Below are 23,727 nucleotides of genomic sequence, written 5' to 3' on the forward strand. Positions count from 1 at the left end.
GTGAAGCAGGCGCTGCGGGAACAGCGGATCGAGACCCCGTCGTGGGCGTACGCCAACTCCGGGACCCGGTTCAAGGTGTTCGCGCAGGCCGGGGTGCCGCGCACGCCGCAGGAGAAGATCGCCGACGCCGCCGTCGTGCACCGGCTCACCGGGGTGGCGCCCGCCGTCGCGCTGCACATCCCGTGGGACCGTGTGGACGACTACGGCGAGCTGGCGAAGTACGCCACAGACCAGGGCGTCGCGGTCGGGGCGATCAACTCCAACGTGTTCCAGGACGACGACTACAAGCTCGGCTCGGTGACCAACCCGGACCCCGGGGTGCGCCGCAAGGCGATCGACCACCTGCTGGAGTGCGTCGACATCATGGACGCCACCGGCTCCCGGGACCTCAAGCTCTGGTTCTCCGACGGCACCAACTACCCGGGGCAGGACTCGATCCGGGCGCGGCAGGACCGGCTGGCCGAAGCGCTGCACGAGGTGTACGACCGGCTCGGCCCCGACCAGCGGATGCTGCTGGAGTACAAGCTTTTCGAGCCGGCCTTCTACACCACCGACGTGCCGGACTGGGGCACGTCGTACGCGCACTGCGTGGAGCTGGGGGACAAGGCGGGCGTCTGCATCGACACCGGCCACCACGCGCCCGGCACGAACATCGAGTTCATCGTGGCGTTCCTGCTGCGGGCCGGGAAGCTCGCGGCGTTCGATTTCAACTCCCGCTTCTACGCCGACGACGACCTCATGGTCGGGGCGGCCGACCCGTTCCAGCTGTTCCGGATCATGCACGAGATCGTCGCGGCCGACGCGCTCACGCCCGCGGCGGGCATCGCGTTCATGCTCGACCAGTGCCACAACATCGAGGCGAAGATTCCCGCGATCATCCGCTCGGTGCTGAACGTGCAGGAGGCCACGGCGAAGGCGCTGCTGGTGGACGCCGAGGCGCTCGCGGCGGCCCAGCGGTCCGGCGACGTGCTGGGCGCCAACGCGGTGCTGATGGACGCCTACTCCACCGACGTCAGGCCACTGCTGCGGGAACTGCGCGAGGAGATGGGCCTCGACCCGGACCCCATCGCCGCCTACCACCGCTCGGGTTACCAGGAGCGGATCGTGGCGGAGCGCGTAGGCGGCCGGCAGGCAGGCTGGGGCGCCTGAGAGCACCCGCGCAACCCACTCGACCCCGGAAGGGACCATGACTCACGCAGTCGTCCAGGAGTTGCTCGGCCGGAGCAACCGGCTCGGTGCCGACCCCACCACCACCAACTTCGCGGGCGGCAACACGTCGGCGAAGGGTTCCGCGACCGACCCGGTGACGGGACGGCCCGTCGACCTGATGTGGGTCAAGGGCTCCGGCGGCGACCTCGGCACGCTCACCGAGCAGGGACTGGCCGTGTTGCAGCTGGACCGGATGCGCGCGCTCGTGGACGTCTACCCGGGGGTCGGGCGCGAGGACGAGATGGTGGCCGCGTTCGACTTCTGCCTGCACGGCAAGGGCGGCGCGACCCCGTCGATCGACACGGCCATGCACGGCCTCGTGGACGCCGACCACGTCGACCACCTCCACCCCGACGCCGGCATCGCGATCGCCACAGCCGCCGACGGGGAGGCGCTCACCAAGGAGATCTTCGGCGACCGGGTGGTGTGGGTGCCGTGGCGGCGCCCGGGCTTCCAGCTCGGCCTCGACATCGCCGCAGTCAAGGCGGCCAACCCGCAGGCCATCGGCGTCATCCTCGGCGGGCACGGGATCACCGCGTGGGGTGCGACGAGCGAGGAGTGCGAGTCGCGCTCGATGGAGATCATCCGCACCGCCCAGGCCTACCTCGACTCCCGGGGTCTGCCGGAGCCGTTCGGCCCGGTGCGCCCCGGGTACGGGCCGCTGCCCGACGCCGAGCGCCGCGCCCGCGCCGCCGCGCTCGCGCCGGTCATCCGGGGGCTCGCGTCCACCGACCGGCGCCAGGTCGGGCACTTCACCGACTCGGCCGTCGTGCTCGACTTCCTCTCCCGCGAGAAGCTCGAGCCCCTGGCGGCGCTGGGCACCTCGTGCCCCGATCACTTCCTGCGCACGAAGGTGCGCCCGCTCGTGCTCGATCTCCCCGCCGACGCGCCGCTCGACGACGCCGTGGCCCGGCTCCAGGAGCTGCACGCGGCCTACCGCGGGGACTACCGCGCCTACTACGAGCGGCACGCCGCCCCCGACTCCCCGCCCATGCGCGGCGCCGACCCGGCGATCGTGCTGGTGCCAGGTGTCGGGATGTTCAGCTTCGGCGCGAACAAGCAGACCGCCCGGGTGGCGGGCGAGTTCTACGTCAACGCGATCAACGGGATGCGCGGCGCCGAGGCCGTCTCGCGGTATGCACCGATCGACGAGAGCGAGAAGTTCCGTATCGAGTACTGGGCCCTGGAGGAGGCCAAGCTCGCGCGGATGCCGAAGCCCAAGCCGCTCGCCGGCCGGATCGCGCTCGTGACGGGCGGTGGGTCGGGCATCGGCAAGGCGATCGCCACCCGGCTCGCCGCCGAGGGCGCGTGCGTGGCCGTCGCCGACCTGGACGCCGGCTCGGCCGCCGCGGTGGCCGCCGAGCTGGGCGGAACCGATGTCGCCGTGCCGGTGACGGTCGACGTCACCTCCGCCAACGCCGTGGCCGCCGCCGTCGACGCGACCGCGCTGGCGTTCGGCGGCGTCGACCTCGTCGTGAACAACGCCGGGCTGTCGATCTCGAAGCCCCTGCTGGAGACGACCGACGCCGACTGGGACCTGCAGCACGATGTCATGGCGCGAGGATCGTTCGTCGTCTCGCGGGCGGCGGCGCGGGCGATGGTCGCGCAGCGCCTCGGCGGCGACATCGTCTACATCGCCAGCAAGAACGGCGTGTTCGCGGGCCCGAACAACGTGGCGTACGGGGCGGCGAAGGCCGACCAGGCCCACCAAGTGCGGCTGCTCGCCGCTGAGCTGGGTGAGCACGGCATCCGGGTCAACGGCGTGAACCCCGACGGCGTCGTGCGCGGCTCCGGGATCTTCGCGGGCGGCTGGGGTGCGCAGCGCGCCGCCGTCTACGGGGTGCCGGAGGAGGAGCTGGGTGCCTTCTACGCGCAGCGCACGCTGCTCAAGAAGGAGGTGCTGCCCGAGCACGTGGCCGCGGCGGTGTTCGTGCTGACGGCGGGCGAGCTGTCGCACACGACGGGTCTGCACGTCCCGGTCGACGCCGGGGTGGCGGCGGCCTTCCTCAGGTGACTGCCGTACGCGTCGCCGCCGTCGACCTCGGGGCGTCGAGCGGGCGCGTGGTGGCGGCCGAGGTCGGGCCTGATCTCCTCGCCGTCACCGAGGCGGCGCGGTTCCCCAACGGCCCCGTCCGGCTGGGTGCCACGCTGCACTGGGACGTGCTCGCGCTGTACCGCGGGGTGCTGGACGGGCTCGGCGCCGCCGGTGCCATCGACGCCGTCGGGATCGACGCGTGGGCCGTCGACCATGGGCTGCTCGACGCCACCGGCGCCCTGCTGGGCAACCCCGTGCACTACCGCGACTCCCGCACCGACGGGGTGGCCGACCGTGTGCACGCGGTGGTCCCTGCCGCGGACCTGTACGCCACCACGGGCGTGCAGGTGCTGCCGTTCAACACGATCTACCAGCTCGCGGCCGCGGCCGGCACACCCCAGCTCACGGCGGCGAACGACCTGCTGCTCGTGCCCGACTTGCTGGGGTACTGGCTCACCGGCGAGCGCCGCGCCGAGGTCACCAACGCGTCCACCACGGGCCTGCTCGACGTGCGCAAGCGCGACTGGTCGTCCGACGTGATGCGGCGCGCGGGCATCGACCCCGGCCTGTTCGCCCCGCTCGTCGAGCCGGGGGAGCGGATCGGGGAGCTGGCGCCGCACGTGCTCGCCGACACCGGGCTCCCAGCGTCGGTCCCGCTGGTGGCGGTGGGCTCGCACGACACCGCGTCGGCGGTCGTCGGGGTGCCGGCCGAGGGGGAGCGCTTCGCGTACGTCTCGTGCGGCACCTGGTCGCTGGTCGGCGTCGAGCTCGCGGAACCCGTGCTGACGGAGGCGAGCCGGGCGGCGAACTTCTCCAACGAGCTGGGCGTCGACGGCACGGTCCGCTACCTGCGGAACGTGATGGGGCTGTGGCTGCTGCAGGAGTGCCTACGCGACTGGCCGGACGCGCAGCTCGCCGACCTGCTCGCCGAGGCCGCGCAGGTGCCGGCGTTCACGGCGGTGGTCGACGCGGACGACCCGGTGTTCCTGCCCCCCGGCGACATGCCGGCCCGGATCGCCGCCGCATGCCGCCGGCTCGGGCAGGAACCGCCGCCCGACCGGGCGTCCACCGTCCGGTGCGTGCTCGACAGCCTCGCCATCGCCCACCGGCGTGCCGTGCGCGACGCCGTACGGCTCTCCGGCCGCGAGGTCGACGTCATGCACGTTGTCGGAGGCGGCGCCCGCAACGCGCTGCTCTGCCGGCTCACCGCCGACGCCTGCGGGCTGCCGGTCGTGGCCGGCCCGGTCGAGGCGACCGCGTTGGGCAACGCGCTGGTGCAGGCCAGAGCGCTGGGGGCGGTGGAAGGCGGTCTCGCGGAGCTGCGGGCGCTGCTGCGCGCGACCCAGTCGCTGACCCGCTACGAACCCGCCGGCGACGAGCGCGCGTGGGCGGCGGCCGAGCGGCGGGCGCGGGGAGGCTGATCGGTGCGTCGAGAGCCGCCTATCGCTTGTCGAGCGCCTAGCGAACGCCGTGCTCTGTCGCGTCCCGCCTCGATCGAGACGACATAGGCATCCCGCCGGTAAATGGCCGCCTTCTCGCTCTTCTCGCTCGTTGCGAATAAAGAGGCCGGCGTCCAGGATCTCTCCCTGGACCAGATCCGGCAGCTCTACGACGGGCGGATCACCAACTGGAGCGAGATCGGCGGCGCCGACATGCCGGTCCGGCTCGTCAGCCGGGCGCCCGATTCGGGCACCCGCAGGACCTTCCAGCAGCAGCTGCTCGACGGCAGGCGGGAGCGGGAGCAACTCCGATGACTGTCTGAATCCGGATCCGGACGCCCCGCCGGGCGTTGTCCGCTGCGAACGATCATCCACCACCGATCTGCTGAGCGCCGTCGCAGGGACGCCTGGCGCACTGGGATACAGCGAGCTCAGCGCCGCCTCCGCTGCCGCGGACGTGCTGCTCGTCCGGATCGACGGCCAGGGGGCCACGCTGGACGGGGCGGTCCACAACGCCTATCCGTTCTGGCAGACGGAGATCGCCTACACGCACGGGGAGCCGGCGGCCGACTCACTGGCCGCCAGCTTCCTGCGCTACCTGACGAACGAGGTCGGCAGGGACATCGTGCGCTCGTACGGGCTTCGTCCGTGTGCGGAGCTCGAGAACCCGGTGCTGTGCCGACCGACGTGACCGACCAGCGGGCCTTGTCAGAGCGGCCGGTGCGGATCGCCGGGGTCGATGCCGAAGAGCTCGACGGCCGTGTGCTCGCCGCGTTCCAGCTGGTCGAGCGCGGCGGTGACCCGCCGCTCCTCGAAGGCGAAGTGGGACTCCATGATCGCCGCGAGCCCGTCGAGCTCCCGCTCGAACCGGAGGATCTCGTCCGGCCCGGGCTCGGCGGGCAATCGGTCGGTGAGGTCCCGCACGCCCTCCAGGAGCCCGGCGATCAGGACGTGGTCCTCCTGGAGCTTGACGATGACCGGCCGCAGCTCGGGCACCTCGTCGGCCAACAGCGGGAACGTCCGGGCGTCCTCGCTGGTGTGGTGGGTGGTGAGCGCAGAGCAGAACGCCGCGCAGTGCGCGCGCAGGTCCCGCTGGCGGTTGCCGGGGTCGGCCGGGGCGGCCCGCAGGCGCCGGAGGTGGGCGCGCAGCTCGTCGTGCACGGCGACCAGCTCGGCGCCGAAGCTGCGAACGCGCGGTACGGGTGAGCTGACCATGAGGTGGGCCAGCCTACCTAGCTACTAGGGGAGTGGCTCGACCTCGACCCCGGCCAGGTCGACGCCGGAGTAGCGGGAGGCGTCGGCGGTGACCAGCGCCCATCCACGCTCCCGGGCGCACAACAGCGCGTGGGCGTTCACCTGCTCGCCGCCGAGGGCTCCGATGGCGCGGGCCCTGGCCGCGGTCAGGTCGTCGGTGATGGACACCGGAAGGTGCAGGAGGACCTCCAGCACCGGGTGGTCCTTCTCCCGCAGCTTCGACCAGGCGGTGGCCACCGCCGTGGACGGGAGGGTCAGCACGATGCCTTCCTCCACGGCGGTCCAGACCAGGGCTGCTGCGTAGACGGAGTGGCCGGCGGCGAAGGCGACGACCGCGGACGCGTCGAGTACTCGTCCGCCGATCACGCGACCGGCAGGCCCAGGTCGCGGCGGACGGTGTCGAGGACGTCCTGTGGCGGCCTTCCGCCGAGCACCCGCTCCAGCTCGGCCAGCGCCCTGGCCCGGGACAGCTGGGTACGCAGCGCGTCGGCGACGAAGGCTGACAGGCTCTCCGCCGCGCCGCTGTCGACGGCGGCGCGCACGTCGCGGAGCAGCTCCGGCGGGAGGCTCACCGTGACATGCTCGGCGGTCATATCGAGAGCCTAGTTCAGTTCTGCTCCGGCCTGCACGGATGCTCGGCCCGGTCGGCCCAGTCCCGATAGGGCTTCGGGTTCGCCTGGGGAGTATGGCGATCTGGTGGCGTAGTAACAGCAGCTTGTAAGCTTGGCGGCCGCACCCGAGCCCAGCCTGACGGGCGAAAGCGAAGCTCGCAGGCGTCACCGCTCGGCGTGAGGGGCCCTACCATGCTGTGGTCGGCGACACATTCCCGCCGCGCTGCCTGGACTTCGCCCGTGCCGAGCACGCCTCCCGGCTCGTCCCGGGCGCCGGCCGGTGCAGCCGGCCGGCCCAGCTGCCGACGGGACCGGCTACCGCCACCGGCCGGACGGGAAGGGCGACCTTCGTGCAGACATCGTCACCCACCAAACTCGCCGCGACCCGACGACGGCTGCGCGGACTTTGGGCGGGGCTGTCCCCGCGGCGTCTGCTCGCCGGGGCGCTGACCGGGCTGGTCGTCCTTCCCCTTCTGACAGTGGTTTTGACCCGGCTTCGCGACGTCCTGGTCCTGCCCAGCCAGATGCTGCTCTACCTGCTCGCCGTCGTGGTCGTGGCACTGGTCGGTGGGCTGGTCCCGGCGCTGGCCGCCGCGGTCGCGGCCGCGGTGCTGCTGGCCTACTACTTCATCCCACCGCTACACAACATCGCCGTCGCCGACCCCAACCAAGTGGTGGCCGTGGTCGCGTTCGTCCTCGTCGCCACCGCGGCCAGCTCGGTTGTCGGCCTGGCGGCCCGCCGCCGTGAGGCCGAAAGCCTCGCGGCCGCGAACGCCGTGAGCCGCGAGGAACTCCGCCGGCTCGCCGACGAGCAGGCCGCGTTGCGCCGCGTCGCCACGCTGGTCGCCCACGGGATGCCACCGGCCGAGGTGCTCGCGGCCGTCGCGCAGGAGGTCGGCAGCGTCCTCGGTGCCGATGGTACGAACATCCTCCGCCTCGATCCCGACGGCGCGGCGACCGTCGTGGCCCGCGTCGGCGCCTACCCCGCCGAGTTCCCGATCGGAAGCCGCTGGACGCCCGAGCCGCCGCTGGCCTTGGCGGCCGTACTGGGCACCGGCCGCCCGGCCCGCATCGACGACTTCAGCCACGCCTGCGACGCCTATGGGGAGGCCGTCCGCCGGCTGGGACTCCGGTCAGGCGTTGCGGCTCCGATCACCGTCGAGGGGCGGTTGTGGGGCGCGATCGCCGTTGGGACGCGGCGTGAGCGTTTCCCGGCCGACACCGAACAGCGCATAGCGGACTTCACCGAGCTCGTCGGCACCGCGATCGCGAACGCCGAGGGCCGCGCCCAGCTCGAGGAAAGCCGCGACGAACTCCGCCGGCTCGCCGACGAGCAGGCCGCGCTGCGCCGGGTCGCCACGCTGGTCGCCCGCGGGCTGCCACCGGCCGAGATCTTCCCGGCTGTCGCGCAGGAGGTCGGCCACGTACTCGGTGCCGACACCACCGCCATCGTCCGCCACGATCCCGACGAGGCGGTGACCGTTCTCTCCCGCGTCGGCGACCACCCCGACGAGCTGGCGGTGGGGCGCCGCTTCAAGCCCGAGCCGCCGCTGCCTTTGGCGGTCGCCTTGCGCACCGGCCGCCCAGCCCGCCTCGACGACTTCAGCCAGGCCTGCGACGTCTACGGGGAACGCCTCCGCCGGATGGGAATCCGGTCGGGGGTCGCGGCGCCGATCGTCGTCGGGGGGCGGCTGTGGGGCGCGACTGTCGCCGGGACGCGGCGCGAGCGCCTCCCGGGCGACACCGAACAGCGCATAGCGGACTTCACCGAGCTCGTCGCGACTGCGATCGCGAACGCGGAGGGTCGCGCCCAGCTCGAGGAAAGCGGCGACGAACTGCGCCGGCTCGCGCAGGAGCAGGCGGCGCTGCGGCGGGTCGCCACGCTGGTCGCCCGCGGCGTGCCACCGGCCGGGGTGCTCGCGGCCGTCGCGCAGGAGGTCGGCAGCGTCCTCGGTGCCGATGGTACGAACATCCTCCGCCTCGATCCCGACGGCGCGGCGACCGTCGTGGCCCGCGTCGGCGCCTACCCCGCCGAGTTCCCGATCGGAAGCCGCTGGACGCCCGAGCCGCCGCTGGCCTTGGCGGCCGTACTGGGCACCGGTGGCCCGGCCCGCATCGACGACTTCAGCCACGCCTGCGACGCCTATGGGGAGGCCGTCCGCCGGCTGGGACTCCGGTCAGGCGTTGCGGCTCCGATCACCGTCGAGGGGCGGTTGTGGGGCGCGATCGCCGTTGGGACGCGGCGTGAGCGTTTCCCGGCCGACACCGAACAGCGCATAGCGGACTTCACCGAGCTCGTCGGCACCGCGATCGCGAACGCCGAGGGCCGCGCCCAGCTCGAGGAAAGCCGCGACGAACTCCGCCGGCTCGCCGACGAGCAGGCCGCGCTGCGCCGGGTCGCCACGCTGGTCGCCCGCGGGCTGCCACCGGCCGAGGTGCTCGCGGCTGTCGCGCAGGAGGTCGGCAGCGTCCTCGGTGCCGACACCACCGCCATCGTCCGCCTCGATCCCGACGGCGCGACAACCGTTCTCGCCCGCATCGGCGACCACCCCGGCGAGCTGGCGGTGGGGAGCCGCTGGAAGCCGGAGCCACCCCTGGCCTTGGGGGTCGTCATGCGCACGTGCCGCCCGGCTCGCTGCGACAACTTCAGCCAAGCCCGCGGCGAATACGCGGACGCCGTCCGCCGGCTGGGACTCCGGTCGTCGGTCGCGGCGCCGATCGTCGTCGAGGGGCGGCTGTGGGGCGCGATCGCCGTCGGGACGCGGCACGAGCGTTTCCCGGCCAAGGCCGAACAGCGCATGGCCGGCTTCACCGAGCTCATCGGCACCGCGATCGCGAACGCGGAGGGCCGCGCCCAGCTCGAGGAGAGCCGCGACGAACTCCGCCGGCTCGCGCAGGAGCAGGCGGCGCTGCGGCGGGTGGCGACGCTGGTCGCCGGCGGGGCGCCGCCGGAGGAGGTGTTCACTGCGGTGACCGCGGAGGTCGGCCGGCTGCTGGAGGTCGACTTCACGCATCTGGGTCGCTACGACCCGGACGGCACGGCCACGACGGCCGGCGTGTGGAACCCCACCGGCGCCGGGCCCGGCCCCGGCGAGACCCGGTGGGGGCTCGGCGGGTGGAACGTGACCACTGTGGTGTTCGAGACCGGTCAGCCGGCGCGGATCGACGACTACGCCGACGCCTCGGGCGCGGGCGCCGTCGTCGGACGCGAGTGGGGGTTCCGCTCGGCGGTCGGCGTGCCGATCAGCGTCGAGGGGCAGCTGTGGGGGTTCATGCTCGCGGCCTACACGCACGAGGAGCCACTGCCGGTGGATACCGAGGCGCGACTGGCCCGCTTCACCGAGCTGGTCGCCACCGCGATCGCCAACGCCGAGGGCAGCTCCCAGCTCGAGGACAGCCGCGACGAGCTGCGCGGTCTCGCCGAGGAGCAGGCGGCGCTGCGGCGCGTGGCGACGCTGGTGGCGCACGGCGTCCAACCCGACGAGATCTTCGCAGCCGTCAGCGACGAGGTCGGGCGCCTGGTCGGAACGGATTCGGCAACGGTCATGAGGTTCGACGACGACGGTCCGGGGATCGTCTTCGTCGGCGTCGCGAGCAACATGACCGACGCCTTCCCGCTCGGAGCGCGCTGGGAGTTCCAGGATGGGATGGCGTCGGGAGAGGTGTATCGCACCGGGCGCTCCGCCCGCGGCGGCGCGAGGGACTGGTCCACAGTCAAAGGACCCGTTGGCGATACCCACCACCGTCTGGGCATCGTCTCGACGGTTGCCAGCCCGATCGTCGTCGAGGGCCGTCTCTGGGGCGCCATGGCCGTCCAGTCCCAGGAGCCACTGCCGATGGACACCGACGAACGCCTCGAGAAGTTCACCGAGCTCGTCGGCACCGCGATCGCGAATGCGGACAGCAAGTCCGAGCTCGCCGCCTCGCGCAGGCGGGTCATCACGGCCGCCGACGACGCCCGGCGCCGGATCGAGCGAGACCTCCATGACGGCACCCAGCAGCGGCTCGTCTCGCTCAGCCTCGCGCTGCGTATGGCCCAGTCCACGGAGCCGTCGAACTACTCCGCCCTTCAGTCGGAGATCGGTCGGGTCGCCGACGAGCTCACCGGGGCGATCGAGGAGCTGCGCGAGATCTCCCGTGGTATCCACCCGGCGATCCTGTCCGAGGGCGGGCTCGGCCCGGCCCTGCGCGGCCTGGCCCGCCGGGCCGCGCTCCCGGTGGAACTCGACATCCGCACCGACACCCGCCCCGCGGACCGGACCGAGGTGGCGGCCTACTACGTCGTGTCCGAGGCACTCACCAACACCACCAAACACTCCCGCGCCTCCTACGCGTACGTCGCCGTCGAACAGCGCGACGCCCGCCTGCGCCTCTCGATCCGCGACGACGGCGTCGGTGGCGCGGATCCCGCGGGCGGTTCGGGCCTGATCGGGCTGCGCGACCGGGTGCAGGCACTGGGCGGGTCGATCGAGGTCAACAGCCCGCCAGGGGGCGGGACGGCGATCGACGTCGACCTTCCGCTGCACCCCACCTGATCGCTCGACCACCACGGACGCACGGCGCGGCGCGGCGCACAACCTGCGGGTGGTCGGTAGGTGACGCGCCGGGGAGGTAGGTCGCCACCTACCTCACATGATTCTCGAACACCCTTCCTGCAGTGACGTCTCCCGCCGCCGAGCGTGCGTTTCCGCCGTGCACCCCGAGCCACGAGCGGGCGATCTCTTCACGCGTGGCGAACCAGACGCCGTCGAACCCCTTTGCATAATCGATGAACCGGTCGAGCGAGGGCGAGCGGCCCGGCCGTCCGATCACTCGGCAGTGCAGCCCGATCGACATCATCCGTGGATAGCGCTCGGACTCTGCGTACAGCACATCGAACGAATCGCGCAGGTAGGTCTCGAACTGCTCGGCCGTGGCCATGCCGTTGCCTAGCCAGAACGCGATGTCGTTCGCATCGGGTGTGTAGGGCACGATCAGGTGCTGATGGCCCTCGACCTCCGTGAAGTGCGGGACCTCGTCGTTGTACGAGTCCGAGTCGTAGATGAACCCGCCTTCCTCGACGAGCAGCCTGCGCGTCCGCGTACTCGGTCCATAGCGGCAGTACCAGCCCACGGGCCGCTTCCCGCACACACGCTCAAACGACTCGACCGCGAGTCGGATGTGCTCGCGCTCCTCGTCCTCGCTCAAGCGGAAGACTTCCTCCCACCGGTAGCCGTGGCTGCAGATCTCGTGCCCTTGCTCCACCGCGGCGCGGGCGACGTCAGGGGCGTGCTCGAACGCGACCGCGCAGGCGAAGAACGTGCTCTTGACGTCGTGGCGCTTGAAGATGTCGAGGATCCGCCAGACGCCGACTCGGGAGCCGTACTCGTGCATGGTCTCCATCGCCAGGTTCCGGATGTCGGGCGGGAACGGGTACTGCCCCCACTCCGTGAGTGTTTCCTGGTCTGGATCGCCCATTGCGAACGACCGCTCCGATCCCTCCTCGTAATTGACGACGAGCGAGATCGCGAGCCTCTTGCCGTCAGGGAAACCGGTCGTGGGCCGATTCGCCCCGTAGCCGACCAGGTCGCGCTCGGGTTCACTCATCTTCCCTGCCACCTCCTTCGCGCTAGGCGAGGAGCGGCGCGCAACGTCGGGGCGCCGCCCCTTTCGCTGGTTTGCGGGACACTAGCCAGGCAGCCCCCACGCCTTGAGGAAGCCGTCGCGCCACTGGTCGCCGTAGCCGACGCCGTACTCAGGCGGAACGCCCGTCTCGTCGACGTTCGAGTCGTCGAAAACACGAAGCGGGATGCCGTAGTCGCCGTCCCGGATCGGGTCGACGCCGGTCATCAGGCGCATCGCCTGGTCCATCGCCGCGTAGCCGAGGTGGATCTCGTTCTCACCGACGATCATCTCCACCGTGTCACCCGTCTGGATCATGCGAAGGATCGCCGGCGTGCCGTTGAAAGTCGCGACCTTGACCCGCTGGATCCCGCCGCCCAGCTGGATTGCCGGGACTACGAACTGCGACATTGCGTCGTACAACGGAAAGACGTAGTTGAGATCGGGGTTCGACGCGACTTCCGTCTGCGTCGTCGTCCCGATCTTCGTCGACCACTGGGTGAGCGGGACGTTCACGAACCGCGTCTTGCAACCCTGGCCGCAGTACTTATCGAACTCATCCTGTGCAGCCTTGCTGTTGATGTCGCCCGCGATCAGCTCGTTCGTGGTGATGACGAGCACGTTCGCGCTGCATTTTGTCTGCTTGATGATCCAGTCCGCGTCGAGCCGCGCGGCCTCCGCGTACGGCTGGCCGACGCGTGCGGCCGTGTTCGGCTCGGCGTCCTGGGTCAGATCACGGTCGACGACCGTGACGATCGGGATGCCCGCTCGATTGGCAGCGGCTGCCTGTTCCCTGAAGTAGATCGGGCCTATTGTGCCGCCCGACAAGACGATCACGTCGACCTTCTGGGAGATCGCCTGCTGGATTCCTTGGATCCATTGCGTGCGTTGGCCTTGGTTCGGATAGTCCACGAGATTCATCCCGATCTTGTCGGCCACGTCCTGCATCCCGGCGACGATCGTGTTCGTGAACGGGTTGGTGGAGTTCTCCTGGATGCTGAAGATCGTTTTCCCGGCCGCCTTCTTCGCATCGAAGGGGTTTCCGGGATATATCCAATCGGCGATCCCCTTGTGGTCGTCGATCTGCTTGGTTACGTGCTGGAGATCGCAGGCACCCGCGGCGCCTGTGGTCGTGCCACCGGCCGCCTTGTTCGCATCGACTCCGCAGCCCGCAGCGAGCGCGGTGAGCATGGCGACAACGATCAACACGGCGAAGGTGAACGCCCGCCGGCCCGGTAGCAGCTTTCGAGTCTTGCTCCTCACTTCGCCTCCGTTTCGTCCATTAGGCGCAGTTGCCGTCGTGAACAAAACTGCGCACCGATTGCGTCTCTCGCCGCCCTTCCTTCCGCTAGCCCTCGCGCCCGCCGCTCACGTGCTCCTCGCGCCGCCGGGCAATCTGTGAGAACGTAACCGCCAACACGAGCGCGCCGCCGTAGAACATGTCCTGGAGCCACGACTGGATCCCGAAGAGGGCCAGCCCGGTGATCCCGGTGACGAGGAAGTAGACGGCGATAAACGATCCCCATGGGTTGAACCGGCCGGGGACGATGCTGGTCGCTCCAAGGAACGCCGCCGCGAACGCGGGCAACAAGAACCCCGCGCCCGACACCGGGTCGGCCGCACCTGTGATCCCTGCGTACAGGACGCCGGCGCCGGCCGCAATGAGGCCCGAGGCGACCAGCGCCCCCCAACGGAGGCGTCCCACGGGCAGACCGCTGAGCCGGGCAACGCTCCGACTTCGCCCAACGAACAGCAGTTGTCGGCCGAGCGAGGTGTACTCGAGGAAGTACCAGAGCACGATGACGAGTGCGAGGCCGTAGTAGAAAGCAAGCGGGACGCCGAGGAATAGTTCTACTACAACCGGCCCGGTGAGCTGGGAGGAGATCCCGGCGAAGGTCTCCGAGTTGCTGATCCACAAGACAACGCCGCCGAGGAACGTTCCCGTGCCGAGCGTGACGATGAACGAGTCGATGCCGAAGATGACGACGAACGCGCCGTTGATCAGACCAACGAGCGCTCCCATGAGGAGCGCGACCACGATGCATACATATACGGAGATCCCGTACACCGTGTTCAGGATCCCGATCATCATCTGCGAGAGCGTCAGCACTCCAGTGATCGACAAGTCGTAGTCGCCCGCGGTCAGCGGGATCAGCAGCGCGCACGTGAGCACGACGAGGACCGCCTGCGAACCGAGGATCGCGGCGAAGTTGGACGACGTGGCGAACGTGTCCGGCTTGAGCGCGCTGAAGACGACGATCACGGCGATCCACGCGCCGACGAGCGCGAATCGCTCGACGAACTCGCCGACGCTCATCCCTCCGCGCAGCCGTTGGGCGAGGGAAGCGGTCTCCGCGCTCACTGCGCATCCCCTCCCGCGTGGAGATGGCTACCGGAGTGGCTCTCGGCGACGCGGTAGCACTGCTCCGCGATCCGCGCCTTGGTGACCTGATCGCCTGTCAACTCGCGCGCGACGCGTCCGCGACCGAAGACCAGGACCCGGTCACAGACCGCCGCGAGCTGCTCGTAGTCGGCGCTTACGCAAACCACGGCCGTGCCGTCGGCTGCGGCCTTCCTCGTCAGCTGGAAGATCTGTTGGCGGGCTCCGACGTCAACGCCCTGCGTCGGCTCGTGGAGTAGCAGCAGCGACGGCTTCGTCTGCAGCCACTTCGCGAGCATGGCCTTCTGCTGGTTGCCGCCGCTCAGCGACTGGTACTTCAACCGCGGGTCGGGTGGCCGGACGTCGAACTGTTCCAGCAGCTTTCGCGCGGCGCTTCGCATGCGGCTTCGATTCAGACCGACGCGCGTCTGGTACTTGTGAAGAACCGGAACCGTGACGTTGTCGGCAAGGGAGAGCGAGCCGACGGTTCCGTCGCGCTGGCGGTCGGCCGGAATCAGCGCGACCCCCGCCTCAAGCGCACGGCTCGGGCTCATCTCACGGAGGTCGTAGGTCTTCCCGTCCACCTCGAGCCGGCCGGCGGCGGGGGATCTCGCGCCAAAGACGTAGTACGGGATCTCGTCGAACCCGCTGCCCAGTAGCCCAGTCAGTCCGACGACCTCGCCTGCACGGACCGTGAGCGACACATCTCGCGCATATCGGCCGGTCAGGCCCGTTATTGATATCGCCTTGCCCGTCTCCGTCTGCTTGCGTTCGAGCGAAAGCGCCTGAAGTCGTCGGCCGATGATCATCTCGACGAGAACTTCCCCGCTCGCTTGAGCGGTGTCGACGGTGCCGCGAACCTTCCCGTCTCGCAGCACTGTGACCCGGTCGGTGATCTCAAGGGTCTCGTCGAGGTCGTGGGAGACGAACAGGATGCTGGCCCGCGTCGCGGCGATTTCCCGGACGATCGCGAAGAGCTCGTCGCGGTCGCTTGCCGGCAGGAAGACCGTCGGCTCGTCGAGGACGAGTAGCCCGTATTCGGACCCGTCACCAGCGGTGTTCGCACGGATCTCCTCGACCGCTCTGACGATTGCGAGCAGCGCGCGGTCGGTCGGGCGCAGGTCGGAGACCTTCGTGCGCGGATCGAGCTTGAGCCCGAAGGACTCGAAGGTCTCCTGTGCCCTACGCCGTTCGCGCGCCCAGGAGAGCCGCCACCTGCGCTGGGAGGTCAGGTCGCCGACGAGGAAATTATCGATGACCGACAGCGAGGGCACGAGCCCGAGATCCTGGTGCACGAAGCTCATGCCAAGACTGCGGAACTGACCCGGGTGTAGCGGGACCGAGATGGGGCGGCCGTTGATCTCGAGCTCGCTCCCCCCGTCCGGTGCGTGGAAGCCGGAAAGGATCTTGATCAGGGTCGACTTGCCCGATCCGTTCTCTCCGAGCAGGCCGTGCACCTCGCCGCGCCGAATGGTCAGATCGACGTCATGAAGCGCGCGAACAGCGCCGAACGTCTTCGAGGTGTGCCTGAGAGCGACGACAGGCTGATGCTCGTGCGTCACTCGGCTGCCCCTTCCGCCGAACCCTTGCGAAGGTACTCGAGGATCTCGGCGACGCGGACAACGTCGCCGGCCGGGGCGATGCGTTCTTCGATCTGCCCGGCGGCTTCGCATCACAGGCACACCTGGGAGGGTGAGTGGTACGAGCGAGCCAGTCAACAACGAGCTGGTACAGCCTTCGACCTGTGGCTCGATGCATCGTTCAACCAGTTGCGGGCATTCCGTGGCATCGCGATGCCACCTACAAACGCGAGTTCGTCTCAGGGCACCGTCGACGTTGCTTCGATTGGATCAACACCACCAGCACGGGCATAGGAACATCGGGGTGTCAGCCGGCGGCCACTACCAGTGCACCGTCGGAGACGGCGGTATCGAGCACGGCCGCCGCAATGTGCTCGCGGTGCGCCGCCGCGCTGCCCAGCAGGACGGCGTCGGTGACGGCCCGCTTGACATACAGGTGTGTGGGGTGTTCCCAGGTGAAGCCGATGCCGCCGTGCAGCTGCACGGTGTCCAGGGCCACCCGTTGGTAGGCCTCGGAGCAGGTGGCCTGGGCGATGCTGACGGCGAGATCCGGGTCGTCCGTGCCGTCCTGCAGCGCCCACGCCGCGTGGTACGCGGTGGACCGGGCGTGCTCGACGAGCACGAGCATGTCGGCGCACCGGTGCTTGACGGCCTGGAAGGAGCCGATCGGGCGGCCGAACTGCAGGCGGGTGCCCGCGTAGGCGACGGTGAGGTCGAGCAGCTTCTGCGCCCCGCCCGCCTGCTCGGCGGCCAGCAGCGCCCCGCCGACCCGGAACGCGTGCAGGATGGCGCGCTCGGCGTCGGCGCCGGTGGCGAGCAGGCGCCCCTCCGCGGCGTGCAGCCGGACCGTGGCCTGGCGCCGGGTCGAGTCCAACGTGGACAACCGAATCCGCTCACCGCCCTCGACGGCGAACAGGCCGACGCCTGAGCCCGTGCACGCGGCCACGAGCAGAACGTCCGCGTTGCCGTCGACGACCTGGTGGACTTCACCGGTCAGCGCCCCGTGCGACTCCGTAACGGTGACCAGGCCCGGGTCGAAGCGTCCAGCCCGATCGGGCACCGCGAGCGCCGCGGTCCGGGTGCCCTCCACCAGGGCGGTGAGCAGGTCGTCGGCACCGCCCAGCGAGACCAACGCAGGGATCGCCAGCGAGACGGTGCCGAACACCGGGCCCGGCGTCAGCGCCGCCCCGAACTCCTCGGCGATGACAGCTTGGTCGACGAGCGTGCCGCCCACGCCACCTAATGCCTCCGGCACGGCGAGTCCCAGCACCCCGAGCTCACTGCCCAGGCGCGACCAGATGGCCGGGTCGTAGCCGATGTCTGTGTCCATCGATCGCCGGACAGCCGCCTCGTCAGACCGTTGGGCAAGGAACTGCCGTACCGCTCGCCGCAAGTCCTGCTGCTCGTCGGAGAACACGAACTCAACCACGGGGGATGTCCTTCCACGCCTTGCCGGAATCTGCTCGAAGGTCGCCGGGAAGCCCGAGGATTCGCTCGCCCAGGATGTTGCGCAGCACCTCGGACGTGCCCCCCTCGATGGTGTTGGCCCGCGAGCGCAGGAACCGCTGCTGGACGGGACCTCGGTAGGCCTCCCCGCGCTCGAGGTCGCGCAGTTCGTATGAGCCGTACAGCATGGCCTCGGGGCCCAGCAGTTCCATGCAGAACTCGTAGACGTGCTGGTTGAGCTCCGCGGAGACGAGCTTGGCGATCGAGCCCTCCGGGCCGGGCGAGCCGCTAGTGGCCGCGCGGCCCGCGCGGGCGGAGGTGAGCCGCTGCGCCTCCGCCCGCGTCCACAGCGCGGCGAGCTTGTCGCGCAGCACCGCGGTGCGCAGATCCGGTCGCCGCGCCCACAGCTCCACGGCGTCGGCAATGGCACCCGCACCGCGCACCGACGAGCCACTGCCGATGGCAGAACGTTCGTTCATCAGCGTGGTCATCGCCACGCGCCAGCCGTTGCCCACAGCACCCAGCCGGTGGGAGTCGGGGATGCGCGCGTCCGATAGATAGACCTCGTTGAACTCGGCCTGCCCCGTCATCTGCCGCAATGGCCGCGTCTCGACGCCCGGTGCATGCATGTCGAGCACGAAGTACGTCAACCCTTTGTGCTTGGGCTGTTCGGGATCGGTCCGGGCGAGCAACAGGGCGTAACGGGCGCGGTGGGCGAGGCTGGTCCAGACCTTTTGGCCGTTGACCACCCACTCTTCCCCATCCTGGACGGCTGACGTCGCTAGTCCGGCCAGGTCGGAGCCCGCACCGGGCTCACTGAACAGCTGACACCAGATGTGTTCGGTGGTTGCAAGCGGGCGCAACAGCTCGGCCGCCAGCCCAGGCTGGGCGTGCTCCAGTACCGTGGGCGCGGCCATGCCCTGGCCGATTGGATTGAGAGAGAAGGCGCTTGGCCCGCCAGCGCCTTGCAGTACCTCGTCAGCACGGGCCTGCAGCCCGCGCGAGACGCCGAGCCCACCAAGCCCGACAGGGAAATGGACCCACGCCAGCCCCGCGTCGTAGACAGCGCCGAGGAAGTCGCGCGGCGGGGTCGATCGCGGGTCGTGCGTCTCCACCACCTGCCGAGCGGTCTTCTCGATCAGCTGCTGATCGTCCACGTCGCCCGATCCTTTCCTCGCCGCCCTCGCCGAGACAGTCAAGGCTGACCGTATGGCATCTGGGCGGGACTCTGCCAGGTCTGCTGCCCGTCTCAACCGACCATCGGCAACAACACCATCGACGGCTCCTCATGCAACTGCAGCTGTGTGCTCGTGCGCGTCGAGCACGCCGGCGTAGTGGCTGTGGCAGGCGGCTGAGGCGCCAGAACTGTGATGACACCCCGGGGACGGGCGATTACCGTTCCAGGGCGTGGCTCCCGGCGAGCGGCTGACCGGCCTGCAGGACGTCACCGTCACCTTCGGCGACGACGTCGCCCTGCGCGGTGTGACGCTGCTGGCGGCACCGGGCGAGGTGCTCGCGGTCGTCGGGCCGTCCGGCAGTGGCAAGACCACGGCGCTGCGGGCCGTCGCTGGGCTTCAGTCGGTGCAGCGTGGGCGGGTGCTGGTGGCCGGGCGGGATGTCACGCAGACCCCCACGCCGCGGCGGAACGTGGCCATGGTCTTCCGGTCCACCACCAGCCTCGTCCCGTTCCTCGACGTCGCTGAGAACCTGGCCCGTTCCGCCGGCGCCTTCGGCGTGCCGGAGGAGGAGGCCGCGCGCCGCGTCGCCTCCCGCAGCCGGCTGCTCGGCCTGGCGCGGCTGCTGCCGCGGATGCCCGGCACGCTGTCGGCGGGGGAGGCCGGCCGGACGGGCATCGGCCGCACTCTGGTCCGCGCACCCGCCGCGTTCCTGTTCGACGAGCCGCTCGCCCACCTCGACCCGGTGGAGCGCGCCCGCGCCCGCCGCACGGTGGTCGAGGCGGTGCGCCGCGCCGCGGTCGGCGCGCTGTACGTCACCCACGACCAGGCCGAGGCCATGGCGGTCGGCGACCGGCTCGCGGTGCTCCGCGCCGGCGAGGTGGTGCAGGTCGACCGGCCGCGGCAGGTCTACGAGCGCCCGGCCGACGTGTTCGTCGCCGAGTTCGTCGGCGGGCCCGGAATAGGGCTGCTGCCGGCCCGGCTGGTCTGCTCGTCCGGCGGCGCGGGGTACCGGGTGGGCGAGCGGACGCTGCCGCTGTGGGGTCCGGTGCCCGCGGAGCTCGCCGGGAAGGTGGGTAAGCGGGTGCTGCTCGGGCTGCGCGCCGAGGACGTCACGGAAGCGGGGCCGGGCGCGGACCCCGGCACGGTCGCGCTGCCGGTCGCGGTGCGCCGGGTCGAGCGCCCCGGCGCGGACGCCGTGGTGAGCGCCGAGGTCGGCGTCGCAGGCGAGGCCGACGGCGCGTCTCTGCTGGCGCGAGTGCCCAGCTCCACCCGCCTGCGCGAGGGGGAGCGAGCGGAACTGCTGCTGGACGCGCGGCGCGCCCACGTGTTCGACTCGACGACGGGCCAGGCCCTGAGCCACCCACGACGCTAGGTGGTAGGGAGGCCTGAGCCCGTCCGCGGTTCGTGGCCGCGGCGTTGCGCGGGTGGCGGCGTAGCATCCGCGGGGTGACCAGCACCGGCGACGTGCGTGCCGGCGCGCACACCGTGCTCGCCGACGCCGACGGTGCCGCGTACTCGTCGCTGCGGCAGCGGCCCGTCGACCGCTCCGAGCGGTACGCGATCGGGCGGGCACTGCGCAAGCGGGTGCCGCGCTCAGCGCTGGGCGACTGGGCGCCGCCCGACGACCGGGCCGACCCGGTGCAGCAGGTCATCGACAGCCACGAGGGGCGCGTCGAGGAGCTGGTGCCCGTCCGGGTCGGGCGGATGATCGCGTCGCCCTACGGGTTCCTGCGCGGCGCGGCCGGTGTGATGGCGGATGACGTCGCCCAGCTGCCCGCCACCGGGATCACGCCGGTCGTGTGCGGCGACGCCCACCTGGGCAACTTCGGCTTCTACGCCTCGCCCGAACTCGACCTCGTGATCGATCTCAACGACTTCGACGAGGCCCACCCCGGCAGCTGGGAGTGGGACGTGCGCAGGCTCGTCGCGAGCATCTGGGTGGCCGGCCGGCAGAACGGCGCGAGTGAGGACGGGTGCGAGGCCGCCGTCATGGAGTGCATGGCGTCGTACCGCGAGGAGGTCCGCCACCTCGCCGACCAGCCCTTGCTCTCGCGCTCCTACCAGCGGCTCGACGTCGACCGGCTCGCGGAGGAGAGCAGCAAGCCCTTGCGCGCCGAGGTGCAGCGGGCGGCCCGGCGGGCGCGCAACCGCACGAGCGACCGCGCTCTGCCGCGGTTCACCCGCGAGGTCGAGGGCAGGCGCCGCATCGTCGACGAGCCGCCGCTGATCACCCACCTTCCCGACGCCGAGGTGGAGCTGATCGCCGCGGCGCTCGACGAGTACCTCCTGACCCTCGCCCCGCACTGGCGGCGGGTGCTCGGCGGTTACACGCTCGTCGACGTCGCGCACAAGGTGGTCGGGGTGGGGAGCGTGGGGCTGCGCGCGTACGTGGCGCTGCTCGAGGGCTCATCGGCCGACGACGTGGTGTTCCTGCAGCTGAAGCAGGCCCGCCGGTCAGTGCTCGCCCGGCACGTGCACGGCGAGCAAGCCTTGCACGCGCACCAGGGCCAGCGGGTGGTGGAGTACCAGCAGGCGCTGCAGACCGTCAGCGACCCGCTGCTGGGCTGGACCACCGTCGGTGACCACCAGTTCTACGTGCGCCAGTTCCGGAACATGAAGGGGGCCATCGCCCTCGACGCGATCGACGGCGCCGCGCTCGCCGACTACGCCGGAGTGGTCGGGCACCTGCTCGCGAAGGGCCACGCCCGCACGAGCGGGGCGTCCAGGATCGCCGGTTACGCAGGCAGCTCGGACAACCTGGACGTCGCGTTCTGCCGGTTCGCGCGGGCCTACGCCGACCAGACCGAGGCCGACCACGCCGCACTCGTCGCCGCGGTGGACCGCGGTGTGCTCCCGGTCGAGCGCGGGGTCTAGGAACGCCTAGGAGTCCCGGCTCCGGCGACGCCGCTGGACCATCCGCCACCCCACGAACGCGGTGAGCAGGGTCGTGGCAGCCAATGCCGCGCCCCCGGTCCCGCCGACCACAGAGGCCAGCAGCACGAGGACGGCGGCGGCCACGGCCAGCCCGGCAACGAGCGCCCAGCGCGGCGCCGCCGCGATGTTCCGCGGCCCGATTTGCCCGCTGAGCGCGGCGGCGAGCTCGGGGTCGTCGTCGCTGAGCTGTCGTTCCAGCTGATCCAGCCGCATCTGCTCGGTGGCGGTCAACCGGCGGCCGTGGGGCCTGTCTGCGAGCATGCGCGGGAGTACCCAGCGGATGCGGCCATTCCACCTGCGCCTCGCCAGCTGGTACGACGGATGTGTGACGTCAGAATTGGGTGGGCAGACACACCGGGTGACGAGTGGTGGTTTGCTGGCCGAGACGCTGCCTGCACGGGCCAAGCGGATCGCGAACGAATTGGTGCGGCACTTCGGGCCGATAGCGGGGATGGGCAGGAAGGCGCTCTTCCGGCACCCGGTGTGGACGACCCCAGCCGCCGACGGGCGCGGCGTCGGCGTGGTCGTCGTTCCGGGCTTCTGCGGCGCCGACGCGGACATGGCGGTGCTGCGGCGCTGGCTCACGGCACGCGACTACCACGCCGTCGGCGCCGGGCTCGCGCTCAACCTGGGCTGCACCGAGGACATGCTCGGCAAGCTGGAGCGGCGGGTGGAGGCGCACGTGGCCGCGACCGGTGGCCCGGTCGTCCTGCTCGGTCACAGCCGGGGCGGCTGGCTGGGCCGGCTCCTCGCCGTGCGCAGGCCCGACCTGGTGCGGGGGCTCGTGATGATGGGCAGCCCGGTGCTCGACCCGCTCGACGCGCGCGGCCTCGCCTCCGTCGCGTGGCGGCTCATGGTGCGCCTCTCCGATCTCGGGGTGCGCGGGCTGCTCGAGCGCGACTGCGTGGCGGGGGAGTGCCGCGAGGTCGCCTCCGCTGGGCTGGCGGCGCCGCTGGAGGTGCCGGCCATGGCGATCTTCTCCCGCACCGACGGGGTCGTGGGCTGGGAGTCCTGCCGGGACCCCGCCGCGGAGTGGGTCGAGGTGTACAGCAGCCACACGGGCATGGGCACGGACCCCGACCTCTACATGGCACTCGTCCCGCGCCTGGCGGCCTGGGCAAGCTCCGCTCAGGGACCGAGCTCCTCCACGCTGCCCGAGTCGTCGGTGTCGTAGCCGCCGAGTGCTGCGACCGCCGCCCGCAGTGCCGGGTCGTGCAGCGCGGCCACGAGCGGTGCGGCGGCGTCGAGAGCGGCGCCGGTGAGCACCACGTCGTACTGCTCCGAGACGAGCGGCACGAAGTCGAGCTCGAGGTCGCGGGCCACCGAACGGACGCCCAGCCCCACCTCGACGATCCCGGACGCGACCGCGAGCGCCACCTCGAGGTGCGACCCGGTCTCGGGGCCGGCAACCGTGTCGGGATCGCAGCCCTCGGCGAGCAGGAGCCGCTCGAACAGAACGCGGGTGCCGGTCCCCTGCCTGCGCTTGGCCACCCGCAGCTTGGCGATGTCGGCTGCCGTGCTGAGCCCCCGCGGGTTCCCCGGCGGCACCAGCAACCCCTGCTCGCGCCGCCACAGGTGGATCAGGTGCGGGCGCAACCCGCGCAGCAGCCCGGTGGCGAACGGTGCGTTGTAGATGCCGGTGTGGTGCATCAGGTGCACGGCGGCGCCGTCGGCCCGGCTCTGCCGCAGGGCGCGCAACCCGCTGAAGCTGCCTTCGGCGTCGAGGACCTGCAGGGAGCGGCCCAGCCTGCGGCTCACGACGTCGAGAGCGGGGTCGTCGCTCCCTGCGAGGCGGAACACGCGATCCGCGTGCAGGAAGCGCCGCGCTGCCACGGCACCGCCTTGTGCCACACGCGGACGGCGGCGGTCGGCCGTGACGATCACGCCGGCGTCGGCCAGCGCGCGCTCGGCCCGCCCGACCGTCGACGACGTGCTGCCGAAGCGCTGTGCGAGCTCCCGGACGCCGGGTAACTCGGCGCCCTCCGCGAGATCACCCGCGCTGATCCGCCCTGCCAGGTCGGCGCAGATCTCCCGGTACCGCGTCACGGCTGCGCACTCTA

General features: G+C 71.3%; 20 protein-coding genes. 9 read left to right on the forward strand and 11 right to left on the reverse strand.

What is annotated here, in order from left to right:
- The 5 genes from rhaI (at position 1) to ABD143_RS23315 (ending at position 5,374) form a co-directional block, all read left to right on the forward strand.
- Positions 1-1,149, forward strand: a complete 1,149-nt coding sequence (gene rhaI, locus ABD143_RS23295; protein ID WP_379659721.1) for an L-rhamnose isomerase — start codon at positions 1-3, stop codon at positions 1,147-1,149.
- Between the two features lie 37 nt (positions 1,150-1,186).
- Positions 1,187-3,223: a bifunctional aldolase/short-chain dehydrogenase gene (locus ABD143_RS23300; RefSeq protein WP_343982217.1), complete on the forward strand. Its 2,037-nt coding sequence runs from the start codon at positions 1,187-1,189 to the stop codon at positions 3,221-3,223.
- Entirely contained in the window at positions 3,220-4,665 is a 1,446-nt protein-coding gene (locus tag ABD143_RS23305) for a rhamnulokinase (protein ID WP_343982220.1), read from the forward strand. The genes ABD143_RS23300 and ABD143_RS23305 overlap by 4 nt, the downstream gene beginning before the upstream one ends.
- 102 nt (positions 4,666-4,767) lie before the next feature.
- The gene (locus ABD143_RS23310) at positions 4,768-4,998 is read left to right on the forward strand and encodes a substrate-binding domain-containing protein (RefSeq protein ID WP_343982222.1); all 231 of its coding nucleotides are present in this window, start codon (positions 4,768-4,770) and stop codon (positions 4,996-4,998) included.
- A 142-nt stretch (positions 4,999-5,140) separates the two neighbouring features.
- Positions 5,141-5,374 carry a hypothetical protein gene (locus ABD143_RS23315; RefSeq protein WP_343982224.1) on the forward strand — a complete coding sequence of 78 codons (234 nt, stop codon included), beginning with the start codon at positions 5,141-5,143 and terminating at the stop codon, positions 5,372-5,374.
- A gap of 17 nt (positions 5,375-5,391) precedes the next feature.
- Here ABD143_RS23315 and ABD143_RS23320 read toward each other — a convergent pair whose 3' ends face one another.
- Genes ABD143_RS23320 through ABD143_RS23330 form a run of 3 tightly spaced genes read right to left on the reverse strand, consistent with a single transcriptional unit; the run spans position 5,392 to position 6,530 of the window.
- Positions 5,392-5,898 carry a hemerythrin domain-containing protein gene (locus ABD143_RS23320; RefSeq protein ID WP_343982227.1) on the reverse strand — a complete coding sequence of 169 codons (507 nt, stop codon included), beginning with the start codon at positions 5,896-5,898 and terminating at the stop codon, positions 5,392-5,394.
- Between the two features lie 24 nt (positions 5,899-5,922).
- Positions 5,923-6,303, reverse strand: coding sequence for a hypothetical protein (locus ABD143_RS23325; RefSeq protein WP_343982230.1), 381 nt, complete (start codon positions 6,301-6,303; stop codon positions 5,923-5,925).
- Complete coding sequence (locus tag ABD143_RS23330) at positions 6,300-6,530, reverse strand: ribbon-helix-helix domain-containing protein (RefSeq protein WP_343982233.1); 231 nt, start codon at positions 6,528-6,530, stop codon at positions 6,300-6,302. The genes ABD143_RS23325 and ABD143_RS23330 overlap by 4 nt, the downstream gene beginning before the upstream one ends.
- A 215-nt stretch (positions 6,531-6,745) precedes the next feature.
- Between ABD143_RS23330 and ABD143_RS23335 the strand changes: the two genes are divergently transcribed.
- Positions 6,746-11,083 carry a GAF domain-containing sensor histidine kinase gene (locus tag ABD143_RS23335; protein WP_343982236.1) on the forward strand — a complete coding sequence of 1,446 codons (4,338 nt, stop codon included), beginning with the start codon at positions 6,746-6,748 and terminating at the stop codon, positions 11,081-11,083.
- 88 nt (positions 11,084-11,171) lie between these two features.
- Here ABD143_RS23335 and ABD143_RS23340 read toward each other — a convergent pair whose 3' ends face one another.
- The 6 genes from ABD143_RS23340 to ABD143_RS23365 all read right to left on the reverse strand — a co-directional run bounded on the left by ABD143_RS23340 (position 11,172) and on the right by ABD143_RS23365 (position 18,712).
- On the reverse strand, positions 11,172-12,134 hold the full coding sequence (locus tag ABD143_RS23340; RefSeq protein ID WP_343982240.1) for an allantoinase PuuE: 963 nt from the start codon (positions 12,132-12,134) through the stop codon (positions 11,172-11,174).
- An 81-nt stretch (positions 12,135-12,215) separates the two neighbouring features.
- The gene (locus tag ABD143_RS23345) at positions 12,216-13,412 is read right to left on the reverse strand and encodes a sugar ABC transporter substrate-binding protein (RefSeq protein ID WP_343982243.1); all 1,197 of its coding nucleotides are present in this window, start codon (positions 13,410-13,412) and stop codon (positions 12,216-12,218) included.
- 85 nt (positions 13,413-13,497) lie between these two features.
- Positions 13,498-14,511, reverse strand: a complete 1,014-nt coding sequence (locus ABD143_RS23350; protein ID WP_343982246.1) for an ABC transporter permease — start codon at positions 14,509-14,511, stop codon at positions 13,498-13,500.
- On the reverse strand, positions 14,508-16,091 hold the full coding sequence (locus ABD143_RS23355; RefSeq protein WP_343982249.1) for a sugar ABC transporter ATP-binding protein: 1,584 nt from the start codon (positions 16,089-16,091) through the stop codon (positions 14,508-14,510). Before ABD143_RS23355 ends, ABD143_RS23350 begins: the two co-directional genes overlap by 4 nt.
- Before the next feature lie 325 nt (positions 16,092-16,416).
- Positions 16,417-17,538 (reverse strand): acyl-CoA dehydrogenase family protein, encoded by a 1,122-nt coding sequence (locus tag ABD143_RS23360; protein ID WP_343982252.1) that lies wholly within the window; start codon positions 17,536-17,538, stop codon positions 16,417-16,419.
- Entirely contained in the window at positions 17,531-18,712 is a 1,182-nt protein-coding gene (locus tag ABD143_RS23365) for an acyl-CoA dehydrogenase family protein (protein WP_343982255.1), read from the reverse strand. Before ABD143_RS23365 ends, ABD143_RS23360 begins: the two co-directional genes overlap by 8 nt.
- Positions 18,713-18,962: 250 nt before the next feature.
- Between ABD143_RS23365 and ABD143_RS23370 the strand changes: the two genes are divergently transcribed.
- On the forward strand, positions 18,963-20,105 hold the full coding sequence (locus tag ABD143_RS23370; RefSeq protein ID WP_343982257.1) for an ABC transporter ATP-binding protein: 1,143 nt from the start codon (positions 18,963-18,965) through the stop codon (positions 20,103-20,105).
- Positions 20,106-20,179: 74 nt separating this feature from the next.
- Positions 20,180-21,607, forward strand: coding sequence for a DUF2252 domain-containing protein (locus ABD143_RS23375; protein WP_343982261.1), 1,428 nt, complete (start codon positions 20,180-20,182; stop codon positions 21,605-21,607).
- A 6-nt stretch (positions 21,608-21,613) separates the two neighbouring features.
- On the opposite strand, the gene ABD143_RS23380 is transcribed toward ABD143_RS23375, so the two are convergent.
- On the reverse strand, positions 21,614-21,928 hold the full coding sequence (locus tag ABD143_RS23380; RefSeq protein ID WP_343982263.1) for a DUF3040 domain-containing protein: 315 nt from the start codon (positions 21,926-21,928) through the stop codon (positions 21,614-21,616).
- Between the two features lie 97 nt (positions 21,929-22,025).
- On the opposite strand from ABD143_RS23380, the gene ABD143_RS23385 reads away from it, so the two are divergent.
- Complete coding sequence (locus ABD143_RS23385) at positions 22,026-22,841, forward strand: alpha/beta fold hydrolase (RefSeq protein ID WP_343982265.1); 816 nt, start codon at positions 22,026-22,028, stop codon at positions 22,839-22,841.
- On the opposite strand, the gene ABD143_RS23390 is transcribed toward ABD143_RS23385, so the two are convergent.
- Positions 22,796-23,713 carry a substrate-binding domain-containing protein gene (locus ABD143_RS23390; protein ID WP_343982267.1) on the reverse strand — a complete coding sequence of 306 codons (918 nt, stop codon included), beginning with the start codon at positions 23,711-23,713 and terminating at the stop codon, positions 22,796-22,798. The two genes, ABD143_RS23385 and ABD143_RS23390, sit on opposite strands and share 46 nt — an antisense overlap.
- Between the last annotated feature and the right edge of the window lie 14 nt (positions 23,714-23,727).

The organism is Pseudonocardia aurantiaca, from assembly GCF_039526725.1.
GTDB lineage: Bacteria > Actinomycetota > Actinomycetes > Mycobacteriales > Pseudonocardiaceae > Pseudonocardia > Pseudonocardia aurantiaca.